The organism is Paenibacillus sp. JJ-100 (assembly GCF_948329825.1).
In the GTDB taxonomy this organism is placed as follows: Bacteria; Bacillota; Bacilli; order Paenibacillales; family Paenibacillaceae; genus Paenibacillus.
In genome coordinates this window covers 15,312-41,128 of sequence record NZ_CAOJCM010000011.1, presented here as the reverse complement: position 1 = coordinate 41,128, position 25,817 = coordinate 15,312, and the positions used below count along the sequence as shown (strand labels likewise).

Annotated in this window: 21 protein-coding genes and 1 other annotated feature; of the genes, 14 read left to right on the top strand and 7 right to left on the bottom strand. The window is 47.8% G+C overall.

Annotated elements, in window-relative coordinates; translation table 11 throughout:
* Positions 1–53 precede the first annotated feature (53 nt).
* The 11 genes from uvsE to PQG66_RS23535 all read left to right on the top strand — a co-directional run bounded on the left by uvsE (position 54) and on the right by PQG66_RS23535 (position 13,009).
* Positions 54–1,055, top strand: coding sequence for a UV DNA damage repair endonuclease UvsE (gene uvsE, locus PQG66_RS23585; RefSeq protein ID WP_272040283.1), 1,002 nt, complete (start codon positions 54–56; stop codon positions 1,053–1,055).
* 108 nt (positions 1,056–1,163) lie between these two features.
* Positions 1,164–2,027 (top strand): inositol monophosphatase family protein, encoded by an 864-nt coding sequence (locus tag PQG66_RS23580; protein WP_272040282.1) that lies wholly within the window; start codon positions 1,164–1,166, stop codon positions 2,025–2,027.
* Positions 2,028–2,060: 33 nt separating this feature from the next.
* On the top strand, positions 2,061–2,378 hold the full coding sequence (locus tag PQG66_RS23575; RefSeq protein ID WP_272040281.1) for a hypothetical protein: 318 nt from the start codon (positions 2,061–2,063) through the stop codon (positions 2,376–2,378).
* 271 nt (positions 2,379–2,649) lie between these two features.
* On the top strand, positions 2,650–3,975 hold the full coding sequence (locus PQG66_RS23570) for a stalk domain-containing protein (protein WP_272040280.1): 1,326 nt from the start codon (positions 2,650–2,652) through the stop codon (positions 3,973–3,975).
* 243 nt (positions 3,976–4,218) lie between these two features.
* Positions 4,219–6,006, top strand: a complete 1,788-nt coding sequence (locus tag PQG66_RS23565) for a cache domain-containing sensor histidine kinase (RefSeq protein ID WP_272040279.1) — start codon at positions 4,219–4,221, stop codon at positions 6,004–6,006.
* Complete coding sequence (locus tag PQG66_RS23560) at positions 5,981–7,534, top strand: response regulator transcription factor (protein ID WP_272040278.1); 1,554 nt, start codon at positions 5,981–5,983, stop codon at positions 7,532–7,534. Before PQG66_RS23565 ends, PQG66_RS23560 begins: the two co-directional genes overlap by 26 nt.
* Positions 7,535–7,781: 247 nt before the next feature.
* Positions 7,782–9,071, top strand: coding sequence for an ABC transporter substrate-binding protein (locus tag PQG66_RS23555; RefSeq protein ID WP_272040277.1), 1,290 nt, complete (start codon positions 7,782–7,784; stop codon positions 9,069–9,071).
* A gap of 140 nt (positions 9,072–9,211) precedes the next feature.
* Positions 9,212–10,114 (top strand): carbohydrate ABC transporter permease, encoded by a 903-nt coding sequence (locus PQG66_RS23550; RefSeq protein ID WP_272040276.1) that lies wholly within the window; start codon positions 9,212–9,214, stop codon positions 10,112–10,114.
* Between the two features lie 2 nt (positions 10,115–10,116).
* Positions 10,117–10,956 carry a carbohydrate ABC transporter permease gene (locus tag PQG66_RS23545; protein ID WP_272040336.1) on the top strand — a complete coding sequence of 280 codons (840 nt, stop codon included), beginning with the start codon at positions 10,117–10,119 and terminating at the stop codon, positions 10,954–10,956.
* Positions 10,957–11,114: 158 nt separating this feature from the next.
* Complete coding sequence (locus PQG66_RS23540; protein ID WP_272040335.1) at positions 11,115–12,299, top strand: rhamnogalacturonan acetylesterase; 1,185 nt, start codon at positions 11,115–11,117, stop codon at positions 12,297–12,299.
* Positions 12,300–12,613: 314 nt separating this feature from the next.
* A complete protein-coding gene (locus PQG66_RS23535) occupies positions 12,614–13,009 on the top strand; it encodes a sensory rhodopsin transducer (RefSeq protein ID WP_272040275.1) in 396 nt (131 codons plus the stop codon).
* A 120-nt stretch (positions 13,010–13,129) separates the two neighbouring features.
* On the opposite strand, the gene PQG66_RS23530 is transcribed toward PQG66_RS23535, so the two are convergent.
* From PQG66_RS23530 to PQG66_RS23510, 5 genes are all read right to left on the bottom strand, one after another.
* Entirely contained in the window at positions 13,130–14,284 is a 1,155-nt protein-coding gene (locus PQG66_RS23530) for a Ger(x)C family spore germination protein (RefSeq protein ID WP_272040274.1), read from the bottom strand.
* The gene (locus tag PQG66_RS23525; RefSeq protein WP_272040273.1) at positions 14,284–15,753 is read right to left on the bottom strand and encodes a spore germination protein; all 1,470 of its coding nucleotides are present in this window, start codon (positions 15,751–15,753) and stop codon (positions 14,284–14,286) included. Before PQG66_RS23525 ends, PQG66_RS23530 begins: the two co-directional genes overlap by 1 nt.
* Positions 15,734–16,843: a GerAB/ArcD/ProY family transporter gene (locus tag PQG66_RS23520; RefSeq protein WP_272040272.1), complete on the bottom strand. Its 1,110-nt coding sequence runs from the start codon at positions 16,841–16,843 to the stop codon at positions 15,734–15,736. Before PQG66_RS23520 ends, PQG66_RS23525 begins: the two co-directional genes overlap by 20 nt.
* Positions 16,844–16,991: 148 nt before the next feature.
* On the bottom strand, positions 16,992–17,987 hold the full coding sequence (gene trpS, locus PQG66_RS23515) for a tryptophan--tRNA ligase (RefSeq protein WP_272040271.1): 996 nt from the start codon (positions 17,985–17,987) through the stop codon (positions 16,992–16,994).
* Between the two features lie 219 nt (positions 17,988–18,206).
* Positions 18,207–18,558 (bottom strand) — a binding site (T-box leader).
* A 27-nt stretch (positions 18,559–18,585) separates the two neighbouring features.
* Positions 18,586–19,521 (bottom strand): DMT family transporter, encoded by a 936-nt coding sequence (locus PQG66_RS23510; RefSeq protein WP_272040269.1) that lies wholly within the window; start codon positions 19,519–19,521, stop codon positions 18,586–18,588.
* Positions 19,522–19,705: 184 nt separating this feature from the next.
* On the opposite strand from PQG66_RS23510, the gene PQG66_RS23505 reads away from it, so the two are divergent.
* Positions 19,706–21,088, top strand: coding sequence for an aminotransferase-like domain-containing protein (locus tag PQG66_RS23505; RefSeq protein WP_272040268.1), 1,383 nt, complete (start codon positions 19,706–19,708; stop codon positions 21,086–21,088).
* Positions 21,089–21,241: 153 nt separating this feature from the next.
* Here PQG66_RS23505 and PQG66_RS23500 read toward each other — a convergent pair whose 3' ends face one another.
* Together PQG66_RS23500 and PQG66_RS23495 are read right to left on the bottom strand one after the other, a co-directional pair.
* On the bottom strand, positions 21,242–22,558 hold the full coding sequence (locus PQG66_RS23500) for a glutamate-1-semialdehyde 2,1-aminomutase (RefSeq protein WP_272040267.1): 1,317 nt from the start codon (positions 22,556–22,558) through the stop codon (positions 21,242–21,244).
* Between the two features lie 156 nt (positions 22,559–22,714).
* Positions 22,715–23,755: an LCP family protein gene (locus PQG66_RS23495; RefSeq protein ID WP_272040266.1), complete on the bottom strand. Its 1,041-nt coding sequence runs from the start codon at positions 23,753–23,755 to the stop codon at positions 22,715–22,717.
* A gap of 216 nt (positions 23,756–23,971) precedes the next feature.
* On the opposite strand from PQG66_RS23495, the gene PQG66_RS23490 reads away from it, so the two are divergent.
* Positions 23,972–25,018, top strand: a complete 1,047-nt coding sequence (locus tag PQG66_RS23490; RefSeq protein WP_272040265.1) for an ABC transporter ATP-binding protein — start codon at positions 23,972–23,974, stop codon at positions 25,016–25,018.
* The gene (locus tag PQG66_RS23485) at positions 25,019–25,813 is read left to right on the top strand and encodes an ABC transporter permease (protein WP_272040264.1); all 795 of its coding nucleotides are present in this window, start codon (positions 25,019–25,021) and stop codon (positions 25,811–25,813) included. It abuts the gene before it with no gap.
* Positions 25,814–25,817: the final 4 nt, after the last annotated feature.

Below are 25,817 nucleotides of genomic sequence, written 5' to 3'. Positions count from 1 at the left end.
CGGCTGTCTACAGCCGTGCAGTATGTCCACCCTGAACAGAGAGGAAGAAAGCGATGCTTGTACGTTTCGGTTACGTGGCGATGTCGGTGCTGGTGGAGAATGCTTCACCTTCCAAGACGATGACAATGGCCAGTTTTAATAAAATTGGAGACAGGGAAGCGGCGATTCGCAAGCTGGAACGCATTGCAGCCGAGAACCTGCATAATACCTTACGTTTGCTTCGGCATAACAAAGGAAGTCATATTCATGTATATCGCTTTTCTTCCAAATTAATTCCACTTGCAACCCATGAAGACTTGAGTGATTGGGACCCATTTCCGGCGCTGAAGTCGGAATTTCAAGCGATTGGCGACTTTGTGAAGGACAATCAGATGCGCGTATCCTTTCATCCGGATCATTTTACCGTCCTGAGTACACCGCGCGAAGAGGTACTGCGCAACTCGATGAAGGATCTTCGGCACCATGTGCGTATGCTGGATGCCATGGGATTGAATGCTACAGCCAAGAACAATATTCATATTGGCGGTGCTTACGGGGACAAGCCTTCGGCAGCGCGGCGCTTTGAAGAAAACTTTTTGAAGCTGGACCCTGATATCCAGAAGCGACTGACACTTGAAAATGATGATAAAACCTTCACTTCACCTGAAACATTGGCAGTATGTCAGAACCTCGGGTTGCCGATGGTACTGGATATCCATCACCAGTGGGTGAATAATGAAGGTGAGAAGCCATGGGAGCTGTGGCCAGATATTTCAAAGACCTGGCAGTCACCGCTTGCACAGGCCGATGCATCACCAGACCAGCCGTTACCGCCTAAGATTCATGTATCTAGCCCTAAAAGTGAGAAAGACCCTCGTGGTCATGCTGATGGAGTTGAAGTGGAACCATTGCTCGATTTCCTGCGTCATATTGCAGCAGATACTCCGGCGCTTGATGTGATGATTGAAGCAAAACGCAAGGATGAGGCGCTGGTGCACTTGATGCAGAAACTGGCATTCTATCAGAATGAGGGTGTCGAGTGGGTGGACGAATCCACGGTGCGCATCCATCCGTAGAGCCAAAAGAGGCTTGGGCAGCAAGAAACTTTACGAATGCTCGGACGTATACTTCTAACAAGTATTTTAACTTTTTTGTAGATTGATATAGAAAGTAGAGTGAACGCTTTGAGTGAAAAGGAAAAGGTACCTTATGTCGTGACAAGCAAAAGCTATACTGCCGTTGCCATTAATGCGGCGTCCAAGGCTGGCGAGTGGATTAAGAGCCGTCTTGGTACAGTAAGTGAACTGGGAACCAAATATTCTCCTCAAGATCTGGTGACGGAAGTGGATAAAGGGGCGGAGCAGATGATCCGTCGTTTGATTCTAACCCATTTTCCAGACCACGCTATTCTGGGTGAAGAAGGAGTCGAGCCGGGGCCAGAAGCTTCCGCGAGAGCGCTGAAAGAAGCGGCGGAGGAAGAGTACCTCTGGATTGTTGATCCGGTGGATGGCACGACGAATTTCGTTCACGGGTTCCCATTCTATTCCGTATCGATTGCGCTGGCTCATAAGGGCGAAGTCATTGTTGGGGTTATCTATGACCCTTCCCGAGACGAATTATTTGTTGCGGAAAAAGGGAAAGGGGCCTACGTTCACGGAAATCGGATGACGGTATCGGGTGAAGAAACACTTGGGCAGAGCCTCGTGGCGGTAGGCTTCCCGGCAGATACAACGTTTGCGCTGCCCCTGAATATGGCTGCTGTTCAGGCTCTTGCTCCGCAGGTACGTAATCTGCGTGCCGGTGGTTCCGCTGCGATACATCTAGCTTATGTAGCAGCAGGACGTTTGAGTGCTTATACGGAAGTGGGCCTCAAGCCTTGGGATATCGCTGCAGGTGCGCTATTGGTTGCGGAATCTGGCGGGAAGGTAACGGATACGATTGGAACGCCGTATACGCTAGCGGTGAATCATATCGTTGCCAGCAATGGCAAGATTCATGGTGCATTGACAGATGTGTTGAAGGAAGCCAAAGCTACTGGACTGGAGTAAGCAAATACGATTTCATTGAAGGAGCGAATAACGATGGATGAATCCAAAGAACTGGAACGACGGCTTAGCGATATGCTGACGGAAGGAGACATGGAAGCGTCCGGCGATGCTGAGGAACGCGAACGTCAGCTCATTCCTCCTAAATACGAAGTACGCATTCAGACAGAACGAGATCCGATTGTGGAGGAAACATTAAAGTATCGAATGATGGCTCGTGAGCTGGATGATCGATATGATCGGTATCTGGATCGCACTGCCGGGCAAGGAACCAAGGTAGATGACGAGTCAATGCCAGATCAGCGTTCAATACAAGATCGAGTGAAGGACCACAACACAGACGAGCAATCTTAAACGGATGGGTTACATCGGACTCACATCATTCACCTCGTTCACCTCAGTCACAGCAAGTACATCATGAATAGAGATGAATCGTATAAATAACAGACTCTTCCACAGACTTCTCGATGAAGGGAGGTCTGTTATTTTGCGTTCATTTTTAGGAAAGAGGACAAGGCCATAATGAAGGTGATAGAATAGAGACACACAAAATATGGCATCGGGAATGATGATGTACGATATAATCGTGTAAATGCTAGATTCAATTAAAGGAGTGTTCACAAGAATGAAGCGTAAACGAATATGGGGAAACACTACCGCAGGTCTGACAGCCAGTATGCTGGCCGGGATGCTGCTGTTCGCATCATCAGCGTTGCCGGCACATGCTGCGGATGCCCAAACGAGTACATTACCTGTGGCTTCAAATGAAGCATCCCTCACATTAGCTAATAAAGATGCAGCCGCGGTAAACAAAGCGTTCCGGATAGTGACACTGGGTGACTCTATTACCGTAGGATATGAGCCGAAAATGACTACCTTGCCTTACGGTTACGTGGAGCGGTTACAGGAACAGGGTCTACTCCATGGACGTACACAGGTGGACAACTTCGGCATCGCAGGATTACAAACGAGCGGTCTGAAGAATTTCACGGATGCGATCAAAGAAGGCAAGACACTTACTTCCGAAGAAATTCAGCCGAATCTGCCTGATCCACGCGCAGGACAGATCGGAGCAAACACGGCTGCGATCCGTGAAAGCATCGCACAGGCTAACCTGGTTACCATAACCATTGGGGGCAATGACGTGTCGGAGCTTCTTGGTACAGCGGATAAGATGAGTGAGCAAGAACTGCAAGAGAAAGTGAAAGAACTGCTGGCAACATATACAACCAATACAACAGCCATTATTAATGATATTCTCGCAATTAATCCTTCTGTACGGATTGTGATTGCGGACCAGTATCAGCCGATGCCTGAAGTTGCAGGCAAAGAACTGTATGCCAAGCTGATGCAGGCTTCTCAGGGCTTTACACAAACGATTGACGGTGTTGCGGACCAGTTCACTGCTCAAGGGGCAGATGTGAAAGTAGCTCACGTAGCCAAGGAGTTTGTTGGCGGTGAAGGTACGATGACACATATGATCAAGAACCGTGATTTTCACCCCAACCAATACGGATATGCGACCATCGCTGAAGTATTTGCCAAAACGATCTGGGGCGATTATACGAAACTGACTGCGCCAGATGAGGGGCAACCGATGAACATCATCGTAAGTGGTAAGATGCTGAACACACCATATAAACCAGTGATTCGTAACGGTAAAAATTTCGTCGCGATTCAGGATATCGTGAATGCTGTGGGTGCCAAAACGGTATGGGACAACAAAACGTCAACCGCAACCATTACCTACGGTGACCGCACAGTCGCTGTGAAGATCGGAGCGGATACCCTAAAAGTAAACGGCGCATCCGTTGCGGTGGATACCCCGGCCTTCCTCAACCAAGTAGGCAAGGAAGCCAAGACATATGTACCGGTGGCTATGGTAGCCGAAGGTCTGGGCTTTGACGTGCAGTATATCGCGAAGCTCAAAACGGTATTTGTTAATCCGTAACGCATTCAGACTTCATTTATCATGAAGTGGCGAAGCAGGACATGATCCCGCTTCGCCACTTTTTTGTTGGAAATATATAAATATACCTATTCCGATGACCCAATATGTTGCATAAATATGACTTGTCATTCGACTATGGATGTGTAAATATGAAAATAACTTACAAGTATCTGAACTGATGCAACATAATCAGTATCATCTTCCCTAACCAGCAACCCTTCGCCAAGCAAAGGAGCGCTCCGATTGAACAAACTTAAAAACGCTTTCACCACACTGCCCATTCATCACAAAACGATCTTACTGATTGGCTTCTTGATGTTGATCAGTTTTGCTTTCTACGTATCTGTTATGCAGTACGTGCTCAATATTTATGACCGCCAGATCTATGAGAAGTCATCACAAGTGCTGAATATGTCTTCGGTCGGCATTGAGAACAAACTACGTGAGTTATCCAATCTGTCTTTCAAAGTGATGTCAGACGAGCCGCTGCAACAATATCTGCTGCAACTGGAGAAGGCGAACTCAGGATACGAGCGGAATAGTCTTCGGAAAAAGATTACGAATCGTCTTGTCGCCTACGCCGGTTCCGAGAAATACGTGTACTCCATGATCTTTATCGACAACGATAACAATGTGATGGCGGCGGGTAACCGGGAAGGGATCTCAGCGACGAAGCAAAATGAACTGATTGCCCTCGGCGAGCAATTTGCTGGCTCCAACGTATGGCAGGCAAGCGGGGATCAGCAGGCGAGGCTACTGTCGGTCAGACAGGTGAAGTCTTTCACAGGCGGGGCATTTACGCTGGAAAAGCTGGGAACTCTGATCATCCGTGTGCGGCTTGATCGTATCGTACAGGATCAGATGCAGGAACCAGCCGAAGACTCCCAGCTGCTAATCATTGATGGAACCGAAGTTATTTATCCAACGGAGTCCAACGTCAGCAAGTCGGAAATTGCAGCAGAACTGAAGCGAACGGAACCTTACTGGATTGCCAGCCTAGATCAGGGCAAATATTTTGTTGCGAGAGCCTATTCGTCATACACGAACTGGAATTATTTATATACCACGCCTTTTGATCAGATGTTCAAACAGATTCAATTTGTCAAACAGCTGGTGATGGTTATTTTTATTATGATCTTTCTGGTCGCCCTTGTGATCGGAGCCAAGTTCTCTCGCAGTATCACCCATCCGATTGCTCAATTAATCAAGAAGATGCGTAATATTGAAAAAGGAGATCTGGATAAACTGGAGGAAGCAGCCCTTGGCAACATTCCCGTATCTCCGCAAAATGAAGTCGGATTACTCCATCGAACCTTCAAGATGATGTTACAGCGAATTCGTGAGCTGATTGATGAGAATTATGCGAAGCAGCTCGTCATTCGAGAGACTGAATTGAAAGCGCTTCAGGCGCAGATCAATCCTCATTTTTTGTATAACACCCTGGAATCCATTAACTGGCTCGCCAAAGTCCAGAAGCAGCATCAAATATCCGAAATGGTGGAGGCTCTTGGATTCTTGCTGCGCAGTTCGGTCAATATGTCCGAGAAGTGGATTACACTGGAGCGAGAGATGGATATTGTGCGCAGCTATGTGACGATTCAGCGTACCCGGTTTGAGGAAAGACTTGATTTTGATATGCATATTGCCCCGGAGGTAGGAACAGCCAGAATTCCGAAGTTAACGTTACAGCCGCTGGTGGAGAATGCCATCCATTATGCGCTGGAACCAAGTGTCGAGCCGTGCCAGATTCGAATCCGTGCCAGAGCAGAGGGGGATTACGTTCGGATTGAGGTCGAAGATAACGGACCGGGCATGACATCTGAATTCATGGAACGTTTGCAGGAAGGGCAGATTCAGACCAGAGGACAGGGCATAGGACTTACGAACATTCAGGAACGTCTCCGCCTGACCTTCGGGGACGAAGGCATTATGAGCATAAGCAGCAAGCCTGGATCAGGAACTGTAGTATCGATCAGCATACCTTGGATCAGAGAGGACGATGACGATGTACAAAGTGATGCTCGTAGATGATGAACGTGTAATACTGGATGGAATTTCTCAAGTTGTTGACTGGGCAGCCGCAGGGACAGAACTTGTGGATACGGCGAGAAATGGCGTGGAAGCGCTGGGGAAAATAGAAAGTGCCCAACCGGATATTATCATTACCGATATTTCCATGCCGGGCTTGGATGGACTGGGTCTGATTGAGAAGGCATCGGAGGCTTATCCGGCTGTACGTTTTATTATGTTATCCGGCTACAAGGAGTTTGAGTATGCTCGCAAGGCGATGCAATATGGGGTGAAGCATTATCTGCTCAAACCCTGCAATGAGCATCAGATTCATGATGCCTTGATCGAGTTGTTACAGGAGCGTCAGGATGCGCAGGTGAAAGAACATGTTGCAGGAGAGATCAAGCAGCGTTTGCAACGGGTTCTTCCCCATGTGAAGGAGCAGTTCCTATTGGAGTTTATGACCAATCGTACATATGGTCCGGTGGATCTGGCGTATTATCAGGATCTGTTCAATCTGGATCTGCAACAGAACTGCGTCCGGTTACTACTGCTTCGGATTGTGGAAGAGCATGATTACAGTCATTTATTTGCGATTAAAAATATAGCTGCTGACCTTCTTCCTGATATGCTGTTAAGCACGACAATTGAAGGTAAACTCTTGATTGTACTAGCAGATCCAGCCGATGTGAATGTACTTCAAGAGCAGATTGAAGCGGTTCGTCAGGCGTTTACCCGTCTGTACAGATTGGAGCTAACAGCCGCGCTGAGCGAGGCGGATCATATGACCCAGTCTCGGCAACTGTTCGGCGAGGTGTCGCAATATTTGAATCATCGCTTTTTCATCGGAGAGGGCAAGCTCATTACGAAGAAAGATGTAGTGCTGGCAGGCGAATGTGATGGTGTGCATGTGGAACGGGATGCCGATCAGCTGTGTCAGCTGATCAAATCAGGGAATACGGAGGAGGTTGCTGCTGAGGTACATCGCTTGTTCGAGCAGTTGGCCATCCAGAAGCTAGATATCGAGGTGACACGTGCTTACGTGGTGCAGTTATACTCGGCCATGATTCAGGTCTGTCCACCGGAGGAGGCAACTGATTTCACACAGCGGATGGCGGAGCTGTCTCATATGGATACGTTGTCTGATCTGAAGACGTTTGTAGCCGATAGTGCTGCCCGGTTAACCACAGGTTATTATAAAAATTACATCAGTCGCCAATCATCAGTGGTGGAGAAAATGATGGACATTGTGGATTGCCACTACGGTGAAGCTGATCTTTCATTAAGCGGAGTGGCCCATCAGATGTTATATATGAATCCCGATTATCTTGGCAAAATATTCAAAAGAGTAACTGGCGAAAATTTCTCGAATTACGTCAATCGGTTGCGCATTGAACGAGCATGTGAACATATCCGCAGAGGTGGGGATGTGAAGGTATTTGAGCTCGCAGAACTGTTCGGGTTTGGCGGGAACTCCCAATATTTCAGTCAGGTGTTCAAAAAATGGACCGGTATGACACCTACTGAATTCCGCAGATTCGGCATCTAACAGAGTAAATTGTGAATGATTCACCCATATCATGCTCCATTTCAAAAGGAGGACAACCGGCGCATGGGGCGTCAGGGATGTCCTCCTCTGTTTTTTGAACCAAGAAGACGGTTTTGTGTATTCAACTTGGATCGTACTTTTGCGAAAATGACAATATCAAGTTTGTGAAAGCGTTATCAGAATATCGTTAACAAGATAAAGATAACCCGCTCACAATACCATATCAGCATAAAAAGGGGAGATTGGCATGGTGAAAAAGGCAATATTCCTGATGATGGCTGCGTTACTGGTTTTTACAGCAGCGTGCAGCTCAGGCGGAGGCAGCGAGCAAGAGAGCGGTAGCAAGGATGGCTCCGTGAATTTGCGTATTGCCTGGTGGGGCTCGGATACACGACATGAATATACTCAGAAGGTCATCGACCTGTATAAAACGAAAAACCCGAACGTCAAAATTGATGTGGAATACGCTTCCTTTGATGACTACTGGAAAAAGCTTGCACCGCAAGCCGCAGCCAATCAGCTGCCAGACATCATTCAGATGGATATTTCCTACATCAGCCAGTATGCCCAGAACGGACAGCTTGAAGATCTCGCACCGTACCTTGGTAATCAGATCAAAGTGGACGATGTGGCAGAGAATGTCATCAGCACGGGTGTAATCAACGGCAAACAGTACGGTGTACCTGCCGGTGTGAATGTTCTTGGTTTTCAATACGATCCAGCATTGCTCAAGAAAGCAGGCCTCGATGCTATGCCGGAAAATCTGACATGGGAATCCTATGAAGCACTCGGTAAACAAGCTGCAGAGAAGGGACTTTATCTGGATGGCGGCGTAGCACCGGATATCTTCTTCCATTACTTCCTGCGTACCAAAGGCAAATCACTCTACAACCCAGAAGGAACCGGGCTTGGTTATGATGACGATGCTTTGTTTGTAGAGTTCTTCGGATTAATGCATCGCATGATTGAGCAGAAGGCAGCGCCTTCACCAGATGTGGCTAATCAAACGAAAGGTATTATTGAAGAGTCCGATCTGGTCAAGGAAAAAGGTATCGGTGTATGGCAATGGTCGAACCAGTTCGTTGCTCTACAGCAGGTGGCTAACCGTCCACTGGCTATTGCTCCAATGCCAGGCCCGGATATGGAAAAAGGTCTTTATATGCAGCCAAGCATGTACTGGGGTGTAACGTCCAATTCCAAGGTGAAGGAAGAAGCCGCTAAGTTCATTGACTTCTGGGTGAATGATGTGGAAGCCAACAAACTGATCAAAGGGGAACGCGGTGTGCCGATTTCCGGAAAAATAAAAGAGGCCATTGCACCTGAACTGAGTGACGCTACGAAACAGGTGTTTGAATTTGTGGCTTCAATGGAGCCGAAGGCCTCCCCAATGAGCCCTCCACCTCCGGTTGGGTCACCTGAAGTGATCTCTTCCCTGGCGGATGTGGTGGAAGAGTTGAACTTTGGCAAGATTACGGCCGAACAGGCAGCACAGACGTTCCGCAAAAACGCGGAAGCCGTACTTGCAAACAATAAATAACAATGGAATGATGGCTTGCTCGTCCCGCTTGCAGGGATGATCGGGAACGGGGCTGCTCGCAGAAGGCGAGGGCCTTTCCCCGTCCCATCTGCAACACGAAGATAAGCAGCAGGCAGATCCATGAAGGAGGTACGTTCCACTTGAGGCAGTATTCTTCATTGCGCAGAAACTTGACGGGATATGCGTTTATCAGTCCATTTATTATTGGGTTTCTCGGATTTACGCTCATCCCTATGTTTGTTTCCTTATATATGTCGTTTACAAGTTATAACCTGTTCACCTCTCCTAAGTGGATTGGGCTCGACAACTATAGCAAGATGTTTTTTGATGATCCGAAATACTGGAATTCGGTCAAAGTTACGTTTTTATATGTATTCATCGGAGTGCCGTTAAGACTGATATTTGCGCTCTTTGTTGCGATGATTCTGAACACAGGTTCTCGCGTGGTGGGAACGTATCGTACGTTATACTATCTGCCTTCCATCATCGGCGGAAGCGTGGCGGTATCCATTATGTGGCGTAACCTGTTCAGCAATGAAGGGGTAATCAACAGTGCAATGACCGCCATTGGCATTGGGCCAATCAGTTGGTTTGGTGATCCGGATGCCGCGCTTGTGATGCTGATCTCCCTGTCGGTATGGCAGTTCGGTTCATCCATGCTGATCTTCCTGGCAGGACTCAAAAATATATCCCCCGAGATGTATGAGGCCGCAGGTGTGGATGGTGCGAATCCGGTTCGTAAGTTTTTCAGCATTACGCTGCCACTCCTCAGTCCAATCGTGCTGTTCAATCTGATCATGCAGACGATTGGTGCGTTTATGACCTTTGTACCTGCCTACATCATCTCCAAAGGTGAGGGGGGTCCGATGGACGGTACCATGCTGTACTCCCTGTATCTGTTCCGTCAGGCGTTTATGTTTAACAACATGGGTTATGCTTCTGCGATGGCATGGGTGATGTTGATTATGATTGGTGTGCTTACAGCGGTTGTGTTCCTCACATCCAAGCTCTGGGTGTTCTATGAATCTGAAGGAGGGAAGTAATGATGGTGTGGAAAAATATCAAATGGCCCATTTATCATCTATTCGTCGCCGCACTTGCCCTTCTGATGCTCTACCCGGTACTGTGGATGCTATTCAGCTCGTTCAAGGAAAGCCGGACGATTTTCGTAACCGCAGAGAGTTTGTTTCCGACCGAATGGATCTGGTCCAACTATGTGGATGGCTGGAAAGGAACAGCCGGACGGCCATTCATGCATTACATTACCAATTCACTTATCATTGTGGTGATCTCTACCATTGGTGCAGTGTTATCATCGTCCCTAATCGCATTTGGATTTGCCAGACTCAATTTCAAAGGACGTACCTTCTGGTTCTCTCTGATGATGCTTACGCTGATGCTGCCGCATGACGTGGTATTGGTTCCGCAGTACATCATCTTTACCAAGCTGGGCTGGCTTAACACAATCTTGCCGATTGTTGTACCTACCTTCTTCGGAATGCCGTTTTTTATCTTCCTGATGGTACAGTTTATTCGCACCATTCCGAAAGAGCTTGACGAAGCAGCCACGATTGACGGATGTAACAAATTCAGACTCTATATCCAGATTATCATGCCACTGATCAAATCTTCGCTCGCGACAGCGGCAATCTTCTCCTTTTACTGGAGATGGGAAGATTTGCTTGGACCGGTGCTGTATCTGAACTCGCCTGACAAGTACACCGTCTCTATGGCACTCAAAATGTTCCTGGATAGTGAATCTGCTTCCAACTGGGGCGCGATGTTTGCGATGTCGATTGTCAGTCTGATCCCGGTTGTAGCTGTATTCTTCATCTTCCAGAAGCAGATTGTTCAAGGGATGAGTACGAGTGGTTTGAAAGGATAACGAAGCATCGAACGATATTGAACAAAACACATGGAGGATATTAATCAGTGGACTCAGCGGACGTGAATAATCCAGAACAAAGAATAACCTCGTGGAAATTTAGTTTTGGTCCATACGTAGATGCCTCAGTAGACAAAGCGATCAAGTCGGAACGAAGTATGGATGGGGTAGAGAATAAAGTAAGCAGGCAAGGCAGCGATGTGATTGCGGTGAATGCAGACGGGTACACAGCTGTTTCGTCCACAATGATATATGACGAGCGTAGAGGATATGGATTCGAAACAGGTTCACTGGTTTATGAAAAGCAGCGACATGAAGAGCGTGATGATGAGTCGCATTTTTCAAAAGGATTCCCTGCTCCGCAAGAACAGGCATCGTTGTCTGCCCGCTTACGTTCAGGCTTTTGCATCCCGCTCAAGGCGGCGTTTGTTGTGGATGTACCCGATGGAACGTATCAGGTGCTTCTGATTGCTGGAGACCCGCTTGCGGATACGGTTACCCGTGTGAAAGCGGGAGAAGGTCGCCTTATGTTACCCACGATCCGTACGGTTGCTGGACAATGTGCAGAGATGCGGTTTGCGGTAGTTGTTCGGGGCGGTCAGCTTCGCTTGACTTTCTCGGGGCCTGCACCTCGCATCAATGCTCTGGAGATTACGCTGGCGAATCAAACGATGACCATTTTCCTCGCCGGAGATTCAACGGTAACCGATCAACCGGAGAGCGGATATCCATATTGCGGCTGGGGGCAGTTACTGCCTGCGCAGTTCAAACATGATGTGGCCGTGGATAATCACGCGCAGTCGGGAAGAAGCTCTCGCAGCTTTATTCATGAAGGTCGTTTGGATGCCATTATGCAGCGTATCAAGCCGGATGACTTTCTATTGATCCAGTTTGGACATAACGATGAGAAGCCTGACCCTGAACGGGGAACAGAGCCCTTCACCACCTATAAGCAGTATTTGAAAAAGTATATCGATGCCGCACGCGCGGCTAAAGCTCGCCCGGTACTAATCACACCTGTACATCGACGATATTTTGCGGAAGATGGCACTTTAACCGATACACACGGCGATTATATTACCGCCGTCCGTGAACTAGCAGCTGAGGAAGAGGTTGTACTAATCGATCTGGCTGAACGTAGCCGGGTACTGTTTGAGGCGGCGGGCGTGGAAGGCACCAAAGACGATTTTATGTGGGTGCTGCCCGGCGAGTATATGAACTTCCCCACAGGGGTGGAAGATAATACGCATTTTCAGGAACGCGGTGCACGCCGATTAGCGCAGCAGGTGGCCGAAGCCATCCGCGAGCTGCGTTTGCAGCCGTTACAGATGTATTTGCGGTAAAATGCGAGCCACACAAACGCTTTTAAATAATACGCGAGTTGAGCGAAGCGACGAACGAACAAAGTGGCCCAGCGAAGCGAAGGCCATGCCTTTTAAAACCAAAGGGGCGAGCAAGGCAGCGAGGGGGGCGGAATCGGAAAAAGGGAGCGAAGCGTCCGCGTTTGGCACGGGATTTCCCCACTAGAGGGGGAATAGAAGAAATCCCGGACCAATAGTGGCCCGAAAGCCGATCCGCACCCTGAGCGTCTGCCAGCGAGCCATCGAGGGGGTTTAACCCTCATCACCTTCGTAATGAGATAAAGGAGGAGTGTCCGATGCCAGACCACTCAAGCATGCAAAAATCTACAGCCCATGGACATACCTACTGGGTTATTCCGGATGGTTATATCCCTCCGGATAGCTCAGGTGCGCTCGAGAGTCACGAGAGCATTTGTGTTTTGAACACAGGCAGTGAAGATGCAACACTTGAAATTACGATCTACTTTGAAGATCGAGATCCTCTTGAAGAGATTTCGGCCGAAGTCCCCGCTCGAAGAACGAAGCACATCCGCACCGCATCTTTACGTTCTGGAGAGGAAGCCATTCCTCCTGGCGTGCCATATGCAATTACAGTATCGAGTAATGTACCTGTCATTGTTCAGTACAGTCGTCTGGACACAACCCAGCCCGAACTGGCATTAATGAGTGTGATGGGATATCCGTTGACATAAGCTATATTTAACGCGTAGGTGGTGTCATTAGTTTTGCAAACTAACAAGTAACGGTTACGAGCGAAAAGACCTGTATTTCGCATCAGATTCGATGCAGAGCACAGGTCTTTTTATGTTGCCTTAGTCATTGTATTTATAGGTGCTGGCATTCAAAATCTTTACGTTTACTTCTACTTTGCCAAGCTGAAAACGTGTAATTGGGTCGGCTCGCTTAGAAGCCTCTTCTTTCCACCAATCAGGATGATGACGGTAGAGATGCTCCACAAGACCGAATGAGTCGATGCCGCGTGCTTTAGTTTTGGCAAAAGTGTTACGAATTTGAGCTTCCATCTGCTTGCTGGCTTCCTGCTCTTTAATACGGGGAGAATCATTGGAGTCATTTTCCTCGGCAATCGTACCTTTTACCGAAGTAAATAGATCAAAGGTGATCCCGTTAGCCGTTTTTTTTGCTTTTATACGTGTTTTAGGTTTGTGAAGAGTCAATGTTAGGTCAGGCTTACTGCCATGCTTCCCGTAGACATACAGCGGATATTGGTACACATGGTCATAGCTCACATAACGAGTGCCGTCCGCTTCAGCTCCCGTTACCTTCCCCTGACTTTTGCCATTGCTCACGACGTAAAATCCATCCATTCGAATCAGCGGTGGGGTCTCTTTACCGTTGTGCCACGTCTGATTCTTAGTGGAGACGGAAGGTAACAGCACAACGGATGCCGGTTCTCTCATACTATCAAGCAGTTGATGCAAACGAATAGGCTCATACCCGGAATGCTGCCTGTACAGTCTCATCGGTTCGAACAATTGAGTTGTTTGAGCCGACTGGTTCAGAATCGCGGAGGGAGAGAGCAATGTGGACATATCTTGTTCTGTTGCATAGATCCATGGTGTATATCTTAGCTGGCCAGAATGCAGTAACGTATTAAAAATATCTTCAAGACGTCCTTCTAGTGCATTTTTGGACAACACAATTGCTTTCACATGAGTCCACAGTGTTTGCTGCTGCGACGTCTCATATAGATCATTAATCGCCATACTCAACGTGGATCCGGTACCTCGTCCAATCCAGATTTTACTACCCTCTCTTGAAGTTGGCCCTTCTTGTTTTGCAATGCTGGAGAAATCGATTAATTGGGCGTACGCTGTATATTGATTATCCTTATAATCGATGCCGATGGCAGTAATAAAGTTAATGCTCTGCACTTCCTTGGAATCCCAGCATCCCGTCAGCAATATGACACAAAGCACAAGCATACTACTTACATAAGCCCACCTCATTAAGGTTTTTCCTTATGCCGGGTGGAGTCTTGCGTACGCAATACAGCTGGGCGTTTGGTACGGGTCATGGAAGGCGGCATCGATACAGCCTTTGGGAAGTCTCCCGGAATGTATGGTGATACTGGGGAGAGATAGGATACACCGTAACACTCCAGAGATACGAGATGAACCAATAATGCAAACAGGGCAATCATAAACCCGAATAACCCCAACACGGAGGCAGCAATTAACATGCCAATGCGGACTTGAGAGGTGGCTCCTCCAAGGACCGTGTTCACCAGAATGTAGCTTGAGATGACAGAGATCGCTACAGTGACAATAATAGTGGGAGATGTAATGCCGGCACGAATAGCAGCATCCCCGATAATTAAGCCGCCGACTACGCTGACAGTCTGTCCCAATGCACGTGGTAGCCTTCGGCCAGCTTCGTTGAACAATTCAAACATAAAAATCATTAGAAATGCTTCGAGCGTTACGGGCATGGGTAATCCCATCCGAGTTCCTGCAATCGTCGCGAGTAGCGGCAGCGGAATCTGTTCCAGATTAAAGCTGGTCAGACCGATGTAGAATGCCGGAAAAAAACAAGCAATGAGCAGCCCGGTAATCCGTAATATCCGTTCAAAAGTGACGATGAAAAAAGGAGTATTTTCGTCCTCCGGTGACTTTAACTGATTAAACAATGTTGTGGGTGCAATGATGGCCACAGGTGACCCATCTGTGATCACAGCAAAACGTCCGTTGATTAAGGAGTCTGCGACATAGTCGGGACGTTCGGAATTATCCGTGAGTGGAAAGATGCTCCGGACACCGCCCATGACTGCCCGTTCCATGATGGAAGTTCCCATAATGCCGTCCACGTTAATCTGATTCAGATTGCTGCGTGCGGTCTCTAGAATTTCGGGGTTAATAATATCTTTGACATAGAGCAGGCCGATGGTTGTCTGTGTCCGATCCCCTTTTACGATTTTCTCATAACACATGGTCGACGTTTTTAATCGTTTGCGAACCAAGGCGATGTTTGTGGACAGCTCTTCGGTGAAACCGTCGCGTGGTCCTTTCACGGATGTCTCGATAGCCGATTCTTCAGGTGTACGTCCCGGAATATCAGCAATATCCAGACTGCAGGCCTCTACTCCATTTTCAAATACAAGCAGTAACTGCCCGCTAAACAGGAGTATGTTTATATTTTGGAGATCCGAGATGTCATCAATGGGCCTCAGGGTTAACCCGAGTTCCTTGGGAAAAGACTCTTCCTTGATCAATGTATGTTGTTCTAGCCTTGGGATGATGAACTGATTAATTTGTTTTTGGTCCACCAGGCCTTCACAGTAGAGCAGTATGACAGACCGAACGTCCTCATCCTGGGCAGAAAACGTTTGGATGACCACATCTGCACAGGGTTCAAAGTTTTTTTTCAGGGAGGCAAGAAGGGTTTCGTAGGATGTAGTATCAATCGGTTGTTTCTCCATGGTGATGATTCCTCCTCTGACGGCGTGAATGGATGAAGGCAACTAGAGTTGCCAGAACCGCAAATCCGCTCAGATACACAAGATTGAATGGAAAGATGTATTGAACCAGAATCGTCGTGAACGTGATATCGTCCAGAGGATACAGCATGGATAGAATAAAGAACACAGTCAAAGACGCACATGTGATCATCCTTCTGGAGACCCTCTTAATATTCCAAATCTCTACCACAATATACATGGCTAGACTGATTCGGGTAAACGAACCTGCAAGCCACTGGTAGATGGAGAAAAAGTCTGTTTGCGCGATATATTTGCCGAGCGTAGCGATTCGCCATTCCTCAAAGGCAGGGTATCTCATTTTGGCTGCTTCGTAAGGATCGAACTCTACAATAGCTCCAATCAGCGGGCCTGCTGTTAAACCAACCATGATGAATGCAAGCATCAGATACTGCCATAACTTTATAGGTTTCACGAGATGAGGCTGAATGTACCAGAGAAAAAGCAGTTCAAACATGCCTGCGAGACTGTATACCATGCCATGAAAGACAGGTGACCACCCATGTTCCAACACAGGTAGTAGTCGGCTGTAATCTTTGTACTGCGAGTTGACGATGGCCACGTAGAAGCCAAGTATCACAACGAGGGGCAGAATCAGTCCAGCGGTAAAGGCCAGAGAGCGCATACCCTTATAGGCAGCGTAACCACATAAGGCCATCAATGCGATGGTTGTGGCAATAACCGGTGTCTCGGTCAGATAGTTGGTTTTGGCCCAAGTGGTCGTGTCACGTAACGTGAAGTAGATTGCACATAGAAAAAAGAGACTGTTCCCAGCCCGTAGCAGCAAGCCTACAGGTTTGCCCAGATAGGACGTCAGCCAATCATGCAGATTCTGATGTTGCAAAAAGCGGGACACAAAGGCAAGCATACATACAAAGAGGAGCAGCGGTCCGCTCGATACAAGTACGGCGATCCACGAATCCCTTTTGGCTGCACTCAGAAGAGCAGGGATAATTAATACATGACTGATAAGGCCTACAGATAACATGATCAACATCATGGCTTGCAAGAACGAAGGTTGTGAACGCTTCATGCTGAGGAACTCCTTTACAGGTTAGAGTATCCTCAGCAGTGTTAACGTGTTTAGGAAGGTTCATACAAGTGGGAGTGACGGGAGCTATATTTACAATCTCTTCTTATACCAAATTCTCGCAACGTGATATGATCTCATTCGTGAATCATCAGAGGTCGAAATACCGAATGCCCATCGACTCGCGGACCTCAAGCATCGTTTCTTTTGCGGTGTTTCTGGCTTGACGTGTGCCCTCGATTAGCATCTCCTTAACTTCATTCTCACGCTGTTCATAATAGTTACGCCGTTCCCGAAAAGGCGCAAGCAGCTCGTTGATGGCCCCACCAGCAAGCTGTTTGCAATCGGTACAGCCAATCTTCCCCTGACTGCATGAAGCGTGAATGTCGTCTGCATAGATTGGTCGAAACAACTGGTGATAAGCATACACAGGGCAAATATCGGGGTGACCCGGGTCGGAGCGATGGATGCGTGAGGGATCGGTTTTCGCCTTGGTCAGCTTTGCTTTTACATCGTCCGGAGTGGCATTTAACGAGATGGCGTTGCCCATACTTTTGCTCATCTTCCCTATGCCGTCTAAACCTCCCAAACGTTCTCCTGTTAATATCCGAGGTTCCGGAAAAACAGGAGCGTACAGCTCATTGAACCGCCGAACCAGCTTGCGGGCCGTCTCCACATGAGGAATTTGGTCTTCACCTGCGGGAACAAGAGTGGCTTTACAGAAAGCTATGTCAGCAGCTTGACTCACTGGATACCCTAAAAAGCCATAATAGAGGTCTGTGTAACCCCGATCTCGTGCTTCGGTTTTGATTGTTGGATTGTGCCGTAACGTGTTCACCGTGACAAACATAGAAAAGATAACAGTCAGCTCTGCAATCTCGGGAATCATAGACTGGATGAAGAGGGTCGTCTTGTTTGGATCTATACCTACGGCGAGATAGTCCAGTGTCACTTGATGCACACTGTTTGCAATCAGTTCAGGCTGATCATAATGAGTTGTCAGTGCCTGGACATCTGCGAGCAAAATATACGTTTTGTACGTTTCTTGTAATTCCACCCGGCTGCGCAGGCTGCCAACGTAATGGCCGAGATGAAGCTGTCCAGTTGTTCGATCTCCGGTCAAAATCAGTTCTTGGTTTGTATTCATGGTTCATTCTCCTTTGAATATGGATTTTATTGATGTCGTTGTTCCTGATCTTCAGCTGTTGCCACCAGCCATCTTCCACGACCATCACCTCCTTTCAGCCTGCAAGATTGCGTATATTATGTATTAGAATAAAGTTGAATGAAGCGGACACTCTGTTACCAGAATCGTATGAAAATAAAATAGCCTCGTCCTCCGTTCCAATTTCCTGTGGAAATAGAACAGAAGGACGAGGCCATGCTCGCGGTGCCACCTTCATTAGCCGCTGGTGTGCGGCTCACTTATCGGGATACGGATGGCATATGTGAACCCACATATGCTGACATGTAGTAAACACACTCAGACTGACCTGAGTGAGAATATACACGATCTAGATCGATATCCTGTCCATGGATAACGGCAGAACCTGCCGCCTTGCCTACTGAGATTCTTTTCTCTGCATCAACCCGGTTAAGAATCTGTTCAACTCGGAACTCCGAAGCCCATTTCCATATGTCAGACACACTGGCTTTCACCATCCGCCAGCTCTCTGGAGTATCTTAACATACGTACTTCTCTTCATCATCGTTGATAACATCCGTTTACAATTTTATACATTGTATCATGCTTTAGGATGACTGACCAGCCCGTGTTTGCGACCGCTGATGTTGGTGCCGAGTACTCCAATAATGATCAGCAGAGCACCAATATAGTGATAGCCATATACGGGCTCGTTCAGAATCAAGGCGCCCCCTGCAATAGAGATGAGGGTGGAGAAGTTAGTGAAGACACTCATGCGGGAAGCTTCCAGATGTGTCAGTGCATAACTGGATAGCAGGGTAGACACCATGGTTGATAAGATGGCCAGATAAGCAAGGGCACCGAGGTAAGACATATCTCCGAGCGGTTGAATGTATTCAACCAAAGATCCGGTGGCTGCGTGACGTATGAATGACGCAGCGTTAAACACCACACAGCCTACCATCAGGGTGACCCAAGTCAGTTCGAGTGGTTTATATTTGCGGGTAAGGGGCCTTGCCAGTACACCATAACCTGCGAAACTGAGCGCTGAGAGCAGTAGCAATACAATTCCTTTCATATTACTCATCGATATGCCACTGCCTTTCATCGCAAAGATAAAGACTACGCCAGCTACCGAAAGGAGCAGGGACATTTTTTGCATCAGAGTTGTGTGCTCCTTCAAGAAGATCGAAGCCAGGATGAGAGTGAACACAGGCACCATCGCTTGAATAATCCCACCTTCTGAAGAGTTGGAGGTCACGAGTCCAAAGGCTTGAAAGGCGAAAAAAAGTACGGGTGAGAGCAGCCCCAGCGGAATGATTCGCCACAGATCAGCCAGACTCAGATGGATCTTGATCCAGCCGAATAGAACGGGAATGCTAACCACAATAAGGGATAGAGCGAAGCGATGGGCAAGCACATCTATAGGATGAGCGATAGTGACGGTCATTTTAACAAAAAGAAAAGATAATCCGATGATGGCTGCATAAAGGACAGCTGCAATATAAGCATAGGTGCGATTGCGGTTGGTATTCATACATTTTCCCTCCATTAGTGCAATATAGGCTTGGAATCTCAGGCTTACTACGTAGGTCAAGTAATAGACATCACCTGTAAGAGAATGGAGCATGTAAGCCTAATTTAATATACTTCTGCGTGCCCTATGCTACAATAGAAAAAATGAAGAATTGTACCGGTACAGTTAGTTGAAGGGAGTAGGAATGTTGAGAAAATATGAGCTGATCGCCCATGCTTTGCAAGAATGGATGCAGGAGCAGATGATGCGACAGAACAGTCGCCACTGGGATGAAAAGGGGATCAGATTGCCGGCAGTTCGTACCGTCGCCGAAAAGTATAAATGCAGTGTGAGTACAGCTATTCGTGCCTACGAATGGTTGGAGCAGAGACATCTGGTGTATGCGATTCCTCAATCAGGCTATTATGCTGTTCAAAATGGTACGGGGGCACAGGATATGGACTGGCAGGAACCACTTGATTTTGCCTCAGCGGCTCCCGACCCGAGAGTATTTCCATATGCAGACTTTCGACACTGTATGGATCTAGCCATGAAGGAGAAGCAAGGTGAGCTTTTCCTATACGGCACTCAGCAAGGGCTGCCCTCACTAATTGAACTTCTACAGAAGCAGTTTGCAGATTACCAGGTGTTTGCACGGTCAGAACAGTTTTTTGTCACTACTGGTGTACAGCAAGCACTTGCAGCACTTGCCTTGATGCCTTTCCCGAGTGGAAAAGCCAAAGTCATGGTGGAATTGCCAACGTACCACAATATGCCACCCCTTTTGGAGAGTCTTAACGTACCCTATACAGGAGTGAAGAGAACGCTAGGGGAAGGACTGGACTGGGAGTCTCTTGAACGGCAGTTTGCGAGTGGGGATATCAAATTTTTCTATGTCATGCCGCGTTTTCACAATCCAATCGGGATATCGATGACAGCAGCGGAGAAAAAGAGACTTCTTCGGCTTGCTCAGAAGTATGATGTGTATCTGGTCGAAGATGATTATTTGGCAGATTTAGAGGACAATGCGCGCCAAGATCCTCTGTGGGCGTACGATTCGCACAATCGGGTCATCTATCTGAAAAGTTATTCCAAAATTCTGTTCCCCGGACTTCGTGTAGGCGTGACCGTTCTGCCCGCGAAGTTAGTACCCGGCTTCGGGACGATCAAAAGAATGCTGGATATCGATACGTCAGTACTATCTCAAGCTGCACTAGAGGTATACATCCATAGTGGGATGTTTGCTCATCATCGGAAAATCATCCGTAACCGCTATGCTTCGCGCATGGAGGTTGTACGCGAGCAATTGGCGGCATATCCAGAATTTGCTCCATTCCGCGATGCACCGCGAACAGGTGGTGAGCATACGGTGCTTCCGCTGGAAGCAAGAATACCGATGGCCACACTCGTATCCCGCCTCCAGAAACGGGGGATTCTGGTGGATACCACCGAGCGATATTATCCTCGGACAGGGGAAGGGGCTACACGAGAGTTGGAGAAGATGTTACGCCTGAACATCTCTAACGTTCCCAAGCAGCGAGTTATAGAGGGAATGATGAAAATCCGGGAGGAAATTCTCCGATTGTAGCTAGCCAGAGTGCAAATAGGATTCGTTTAGCTTATGAAGTAACTTATCTTCAATGCTCAGACTGCCATTGCTCCCTTATTCAGCACAGCACAAAAATCCCAGCCCTAAGGGCTGGGATTTCGATATTCTGGCGCTATTCCATGATTCGTCTGCTTACTCTTGTGCCATTGCTTTGAAGGAAGCTTCTGCAGCTTCTAGCGTGGCGGCAATATCTTCATCCGTATGAGCTGTGGTGAGGAACCAAGCTTCGTACTTCGATGGAGCCAGATTGATCCCCCGGTTTAGCATGTGACGGAAGAAGGAAGCGAAGCGTTCGCTATCCGTATCTTGTGCGTGATCATAGTTTGTCACGGGATGGTTGCAGAAATGCGTGGAGAACGCACCGCGAATTCGGTTGATCGTCAGATCAATACCGTATCTGTCTGCGGAAGCCTGCAATCCAGTAGTCAGATCGATGGCGAGACGTTCCATTTCCTCATATACGCCAGCCGCTTGCAGCACTTCAAGGCAGGCGATACCTGCCGAGATGGATGCCGGATTGCCTGCCATCGTTCCGGCCTGATAAGCCGGGCCGAGCGGGGCAACCTGCTCCATGACGTGTTTACGGCCGCCATAGGCGCCAATCGGCAAGCCGCCGCCAATGATTTTGCCAAGTGCAGTGAGATCTGGTTCGATCTCCGCATGATTATTCAATCCATCATATGTCTGTGTAGAACCGTAATGGAAGCGGAACGCCGTAATTACTTCATCATAAATAACGAGTGAACCGTTCGCGCGTGTCATGGCACAGAGGCCTTCCAGGAACCCGGGCTTCGGCATAACCATGCCAAAGTTACCAACAATCGGCTCTACCATAACTGCGGCTACATCATCCCCCCAGCGTTCGAGTGCTTCCTTCAGACCGTCAAGATCGTTATAAGGTACAGTAATGACTTCATGGGCGATACTGGTCGGGATGCCAGCACTGTCAGGAATGCCAAGTGTAGACGGACCTGAACCGGCAGCGACTAACACGAGATCGGAGTGGCCGTGATAACATCCGGCGAATTTAATGATTTTATTCCGTTTCGTGTACGCACGAGCGACACGAATCGTTGTCATAACGGCCTCCGTACCGGAGTTCACAAAACGAACCTTGTCCATGGACGGGATCGCTTCTTTAAGCATTTTGGCCAGCTTGATTTCAAGCTCTGTCGGTGTACCATACAGGACACCATTCGCAGCAGCTTCAGCAATGGCTTTCGTGATATGAGGGTGGGCGTGTCCCGTTACAATCGGGCCATATGCCGCAAGATAATCGATATATTTGTTATCGTCCACATCCCAGAAGTGAGCGCCTTGAGCTTTTTTCATAAAAACGGGTGCCCCGCCGCCAACCGCTTTGAATGAGCGGGAAGGGCTGTTAACTCCGCCCACAATATGCTCCAGTGCTTCTGTATATAACAACTCAGAGTTTTTACGTGTATTCATGAGATAACTTCCTTTCGTAATTCCAATAGTTTAAACCAGCCAAACAATAGTCTGATATGATTATTTTCGCATACTTTTACGTACAGGCATAGCGAAAGGGCAGCATGTTGGCTGCCCTTTGAAGAAATGAACTAGTTTGGTATATCGCTTGGTTATTTATTGTGCCGGCTGCTGTGTGTTCTTCTCGTCACCGCTAGCCGTTTTGTCTTCTTTGGTTTTCTCGTCTTCTGTTTTGGCTGGTGGGTGGATAATATCCTGAACATGCTGTTTCAGTTTTTCTTCACTAGTTACCGTCAAGACCTGAGCACCACCAGGGGTGCGATCCTCTTTCAACAGGTTCATTGGCGGAACTTGTTCACTGCCATTCATGCTGCTCTGGTAACCAAGCCCACCCAGTTTCCACATGTCCGAAAGAGTCAGGTTAGTGTCTACAAACGGGCTAACCTCTTCCAGTATAGAAGGCAGCTTGGCAATCGTGGTTGTAGACTGCATTTTTGCAGTCACCGCCTTGAGAAGTTCACGCTGACGTTCCGAACGTGCGAAGTCAGACATCGCATCATGGCGGAAACGGACATACATCAAAGCTGCCTTCCCATCCAGATGCTGGTAGCCCTTTTTCAGGTTGATATCGTACTCGTTATTGTCTGCTTTACTTGTATAGTGCATATCTTTCTCTACATCGAAGTCTACACCGCCAACGGCATCCACAAGTTTGATGAATCCTTGAAAATCAGTATACACATAATATTGAACAGGGATACCAAGCAGGTCACTTGTTGCTTCCATCGCTACATTCGGACCGTGGGTAATGGCGGTATTAATCCGGTCTTTGCCATAACCGTCGATATTCACGTAAGTATCACGCAGAATAGAGAAAAGATTAATTTTTTTGGTGAGCGGGTCGAGAGATACAACCATCATGCTGTCGGAACGGGGCACTTCACCCTTTTTCATACCGCGTGCATCAACGCCCATAACCAATATATTGACGGTCTCCGTACCTTCCCATTTCGGAGGGGCAGGGGTATTCACTTTCTCGACATTTTTAATATTGGCAAAGGGAGAGTCCTCGCCTTTTTTCTGCAATCCATCCAACTGATTAAGAATAGAACCAAAATAATAGGCCGCTGCTCCTCCAATAATTAACACGAAGGCGGCAAGAGAGATCCATAGGGTCCTCTTCGTCTTTCTGGTCATGCTAGCGCTCCTTTGTATTTAATATTAAAAAATAAACGAATGCAGTGCATAAAAGTTGCGTGTGAGTCGAAGCTTTCCGTTCGCTTCCTCTCCAAACTTCGAGGCAGAGGAGGCCGCTCCAGACTTTTTTTAAAGCTTGCTGAATTTTGACTGTTACTATTATAATTTCTTTTTGGGCTACAAGCAATTTCAACAAAATCCAAGTGAGGTATAAACATGCTGGCGATTGATGTCAAAGATTTGCGAAAGTCGTTTAATGTCCAGAAAAGCCGTGGTGGGCTAAAGGGCGCGTTTCAAGATCTGTTTGCACGTCAGTACCAGGAAGTATTGGCTGTGAATGATATTTCATTTCAGATACCGCAGGGAGAAATATGCGGTTATATTGGAGAAAATGGTGCCGGTAAATCAACAACAATCAAAATGTTGACCGGCATTTTGGTGCCTACATCCGGGCATGTATCTGTAGGTGGATATGTTCCGTATCAGGAACGTGAGAAGTTTGTCAAAAATATTGGCGTGGTGTTTGGACAACGCAGCCAGCTATGGTGGGATATCGGTGTTATCGAGTCATTCCACTTGCTACGCAAAGTGTATCGTGTCGGCGAAGAGGACTTCCGCAGACGGCTGGACGAGTTGGTCGAGCGCCTTCAATTACAAGACTTGTTAAGTCGTCCGGTGCGTAAGCTCAGTCTCGGTCAGCGGATGCGCTGTGAACTTGTGGCAGCTCTGCTCCACAACCCCAGCATCGTATTTTTGGATGAGCCGACAATTGGTCTGGATATCGTGGTGAAGTCGGAGATTCGCGAATTTTTGAAAGACATGAACCAGGAGCATGGCACAACCATTCTACTAACTACCCATGACTTACAGGATATTGAAGCTCTGTGCTCCCGAGTCATTATGCTGGATGCGGGCAGCATTATCTACGATGGCGGTCTGGATCATCTTAAGTCCCAGTGGGGAACGGAGCGGGAGATTCGCTTCAAGTTCGGCACAGGCCATACCTTGGCACAGATGAATGAATGGACAGCTGCAATGCCTATACGTTGGACCGTGGAGAATGAGCTATCGGCTTCCGTGTGGGTTCCACTGGAATTGAATGTATCGGACGTACTGGGACGTGTTGTAGGACAAGCGGATATTACAGATATTCAGATTATTGAGACCAATACGGATGAGATCGTGCGCAGCATCTATCAGTCTGGTTCCGCCGAGCGTCCCGCGATTGTATCAGCAGGTAATGAAGCGGCAGGTGCATCCTAAATGAATAGTGCATTTATCGATTTCATGCGCATTCGCTTTCTAACGATGCTTGCGTATCGAGTCAATTATTACTCTGGTATTTTGATATATACGCTGAATATTGGCGTGTATTACTTTACGTGGCAAGCTATTTATGGGGGAAGCGGTGAGATTGGTGGGTTTACCGCAGCTCAGATGACAACGTACGTTGCTGTCTCATGGATGGCACGTGCCTTTTATTTTAACAATCTGGATCGGGAGATCGCTGCGGACATTCGGGATGGTTCCATTGCGATTCAATTCGTAAGACCGATTAACTATGTGCTGGTCAAAATGATGCAGGGACTAGGTGAAGGGATCTTCCGCTTCTTGCTGCTTATGATTCCGGGCATGCTTATCGCGATTCTTCTATTCCCAGTGGAACTTCCAACAGCACCATCCGCGTGGATCGGTTTTCTGGTCATGTTGTTCTTCAGTTTCGTAATTAATTCCCAGATTAATGTCATTACGGGGCTGGCCGCTTTTTTTGTGGAAAATAACGAAGGTATGATGCGCATGAAACGTGTGGTCGTCGACTTGTTCTCAGGCTTGATCATTCCCATCAGTCTGTACCCGGACTGGTTGTCTACGATTATGAAGGTGTTGCCATTTCAGGCGATTACATATCTGCCAGGCTCGGTCTTCACAGGTAGAGTAGAAGGCACGGGCATCTGGAATGTACTCGGCATTCAAGTGCTCTGGTTTGCATTGCTGTTATTGCCAATGGTGCTGATATGGCGGCAGGCGCGCAAGCGTCTGTTTGTGCAAGGGGGGTAAGCAG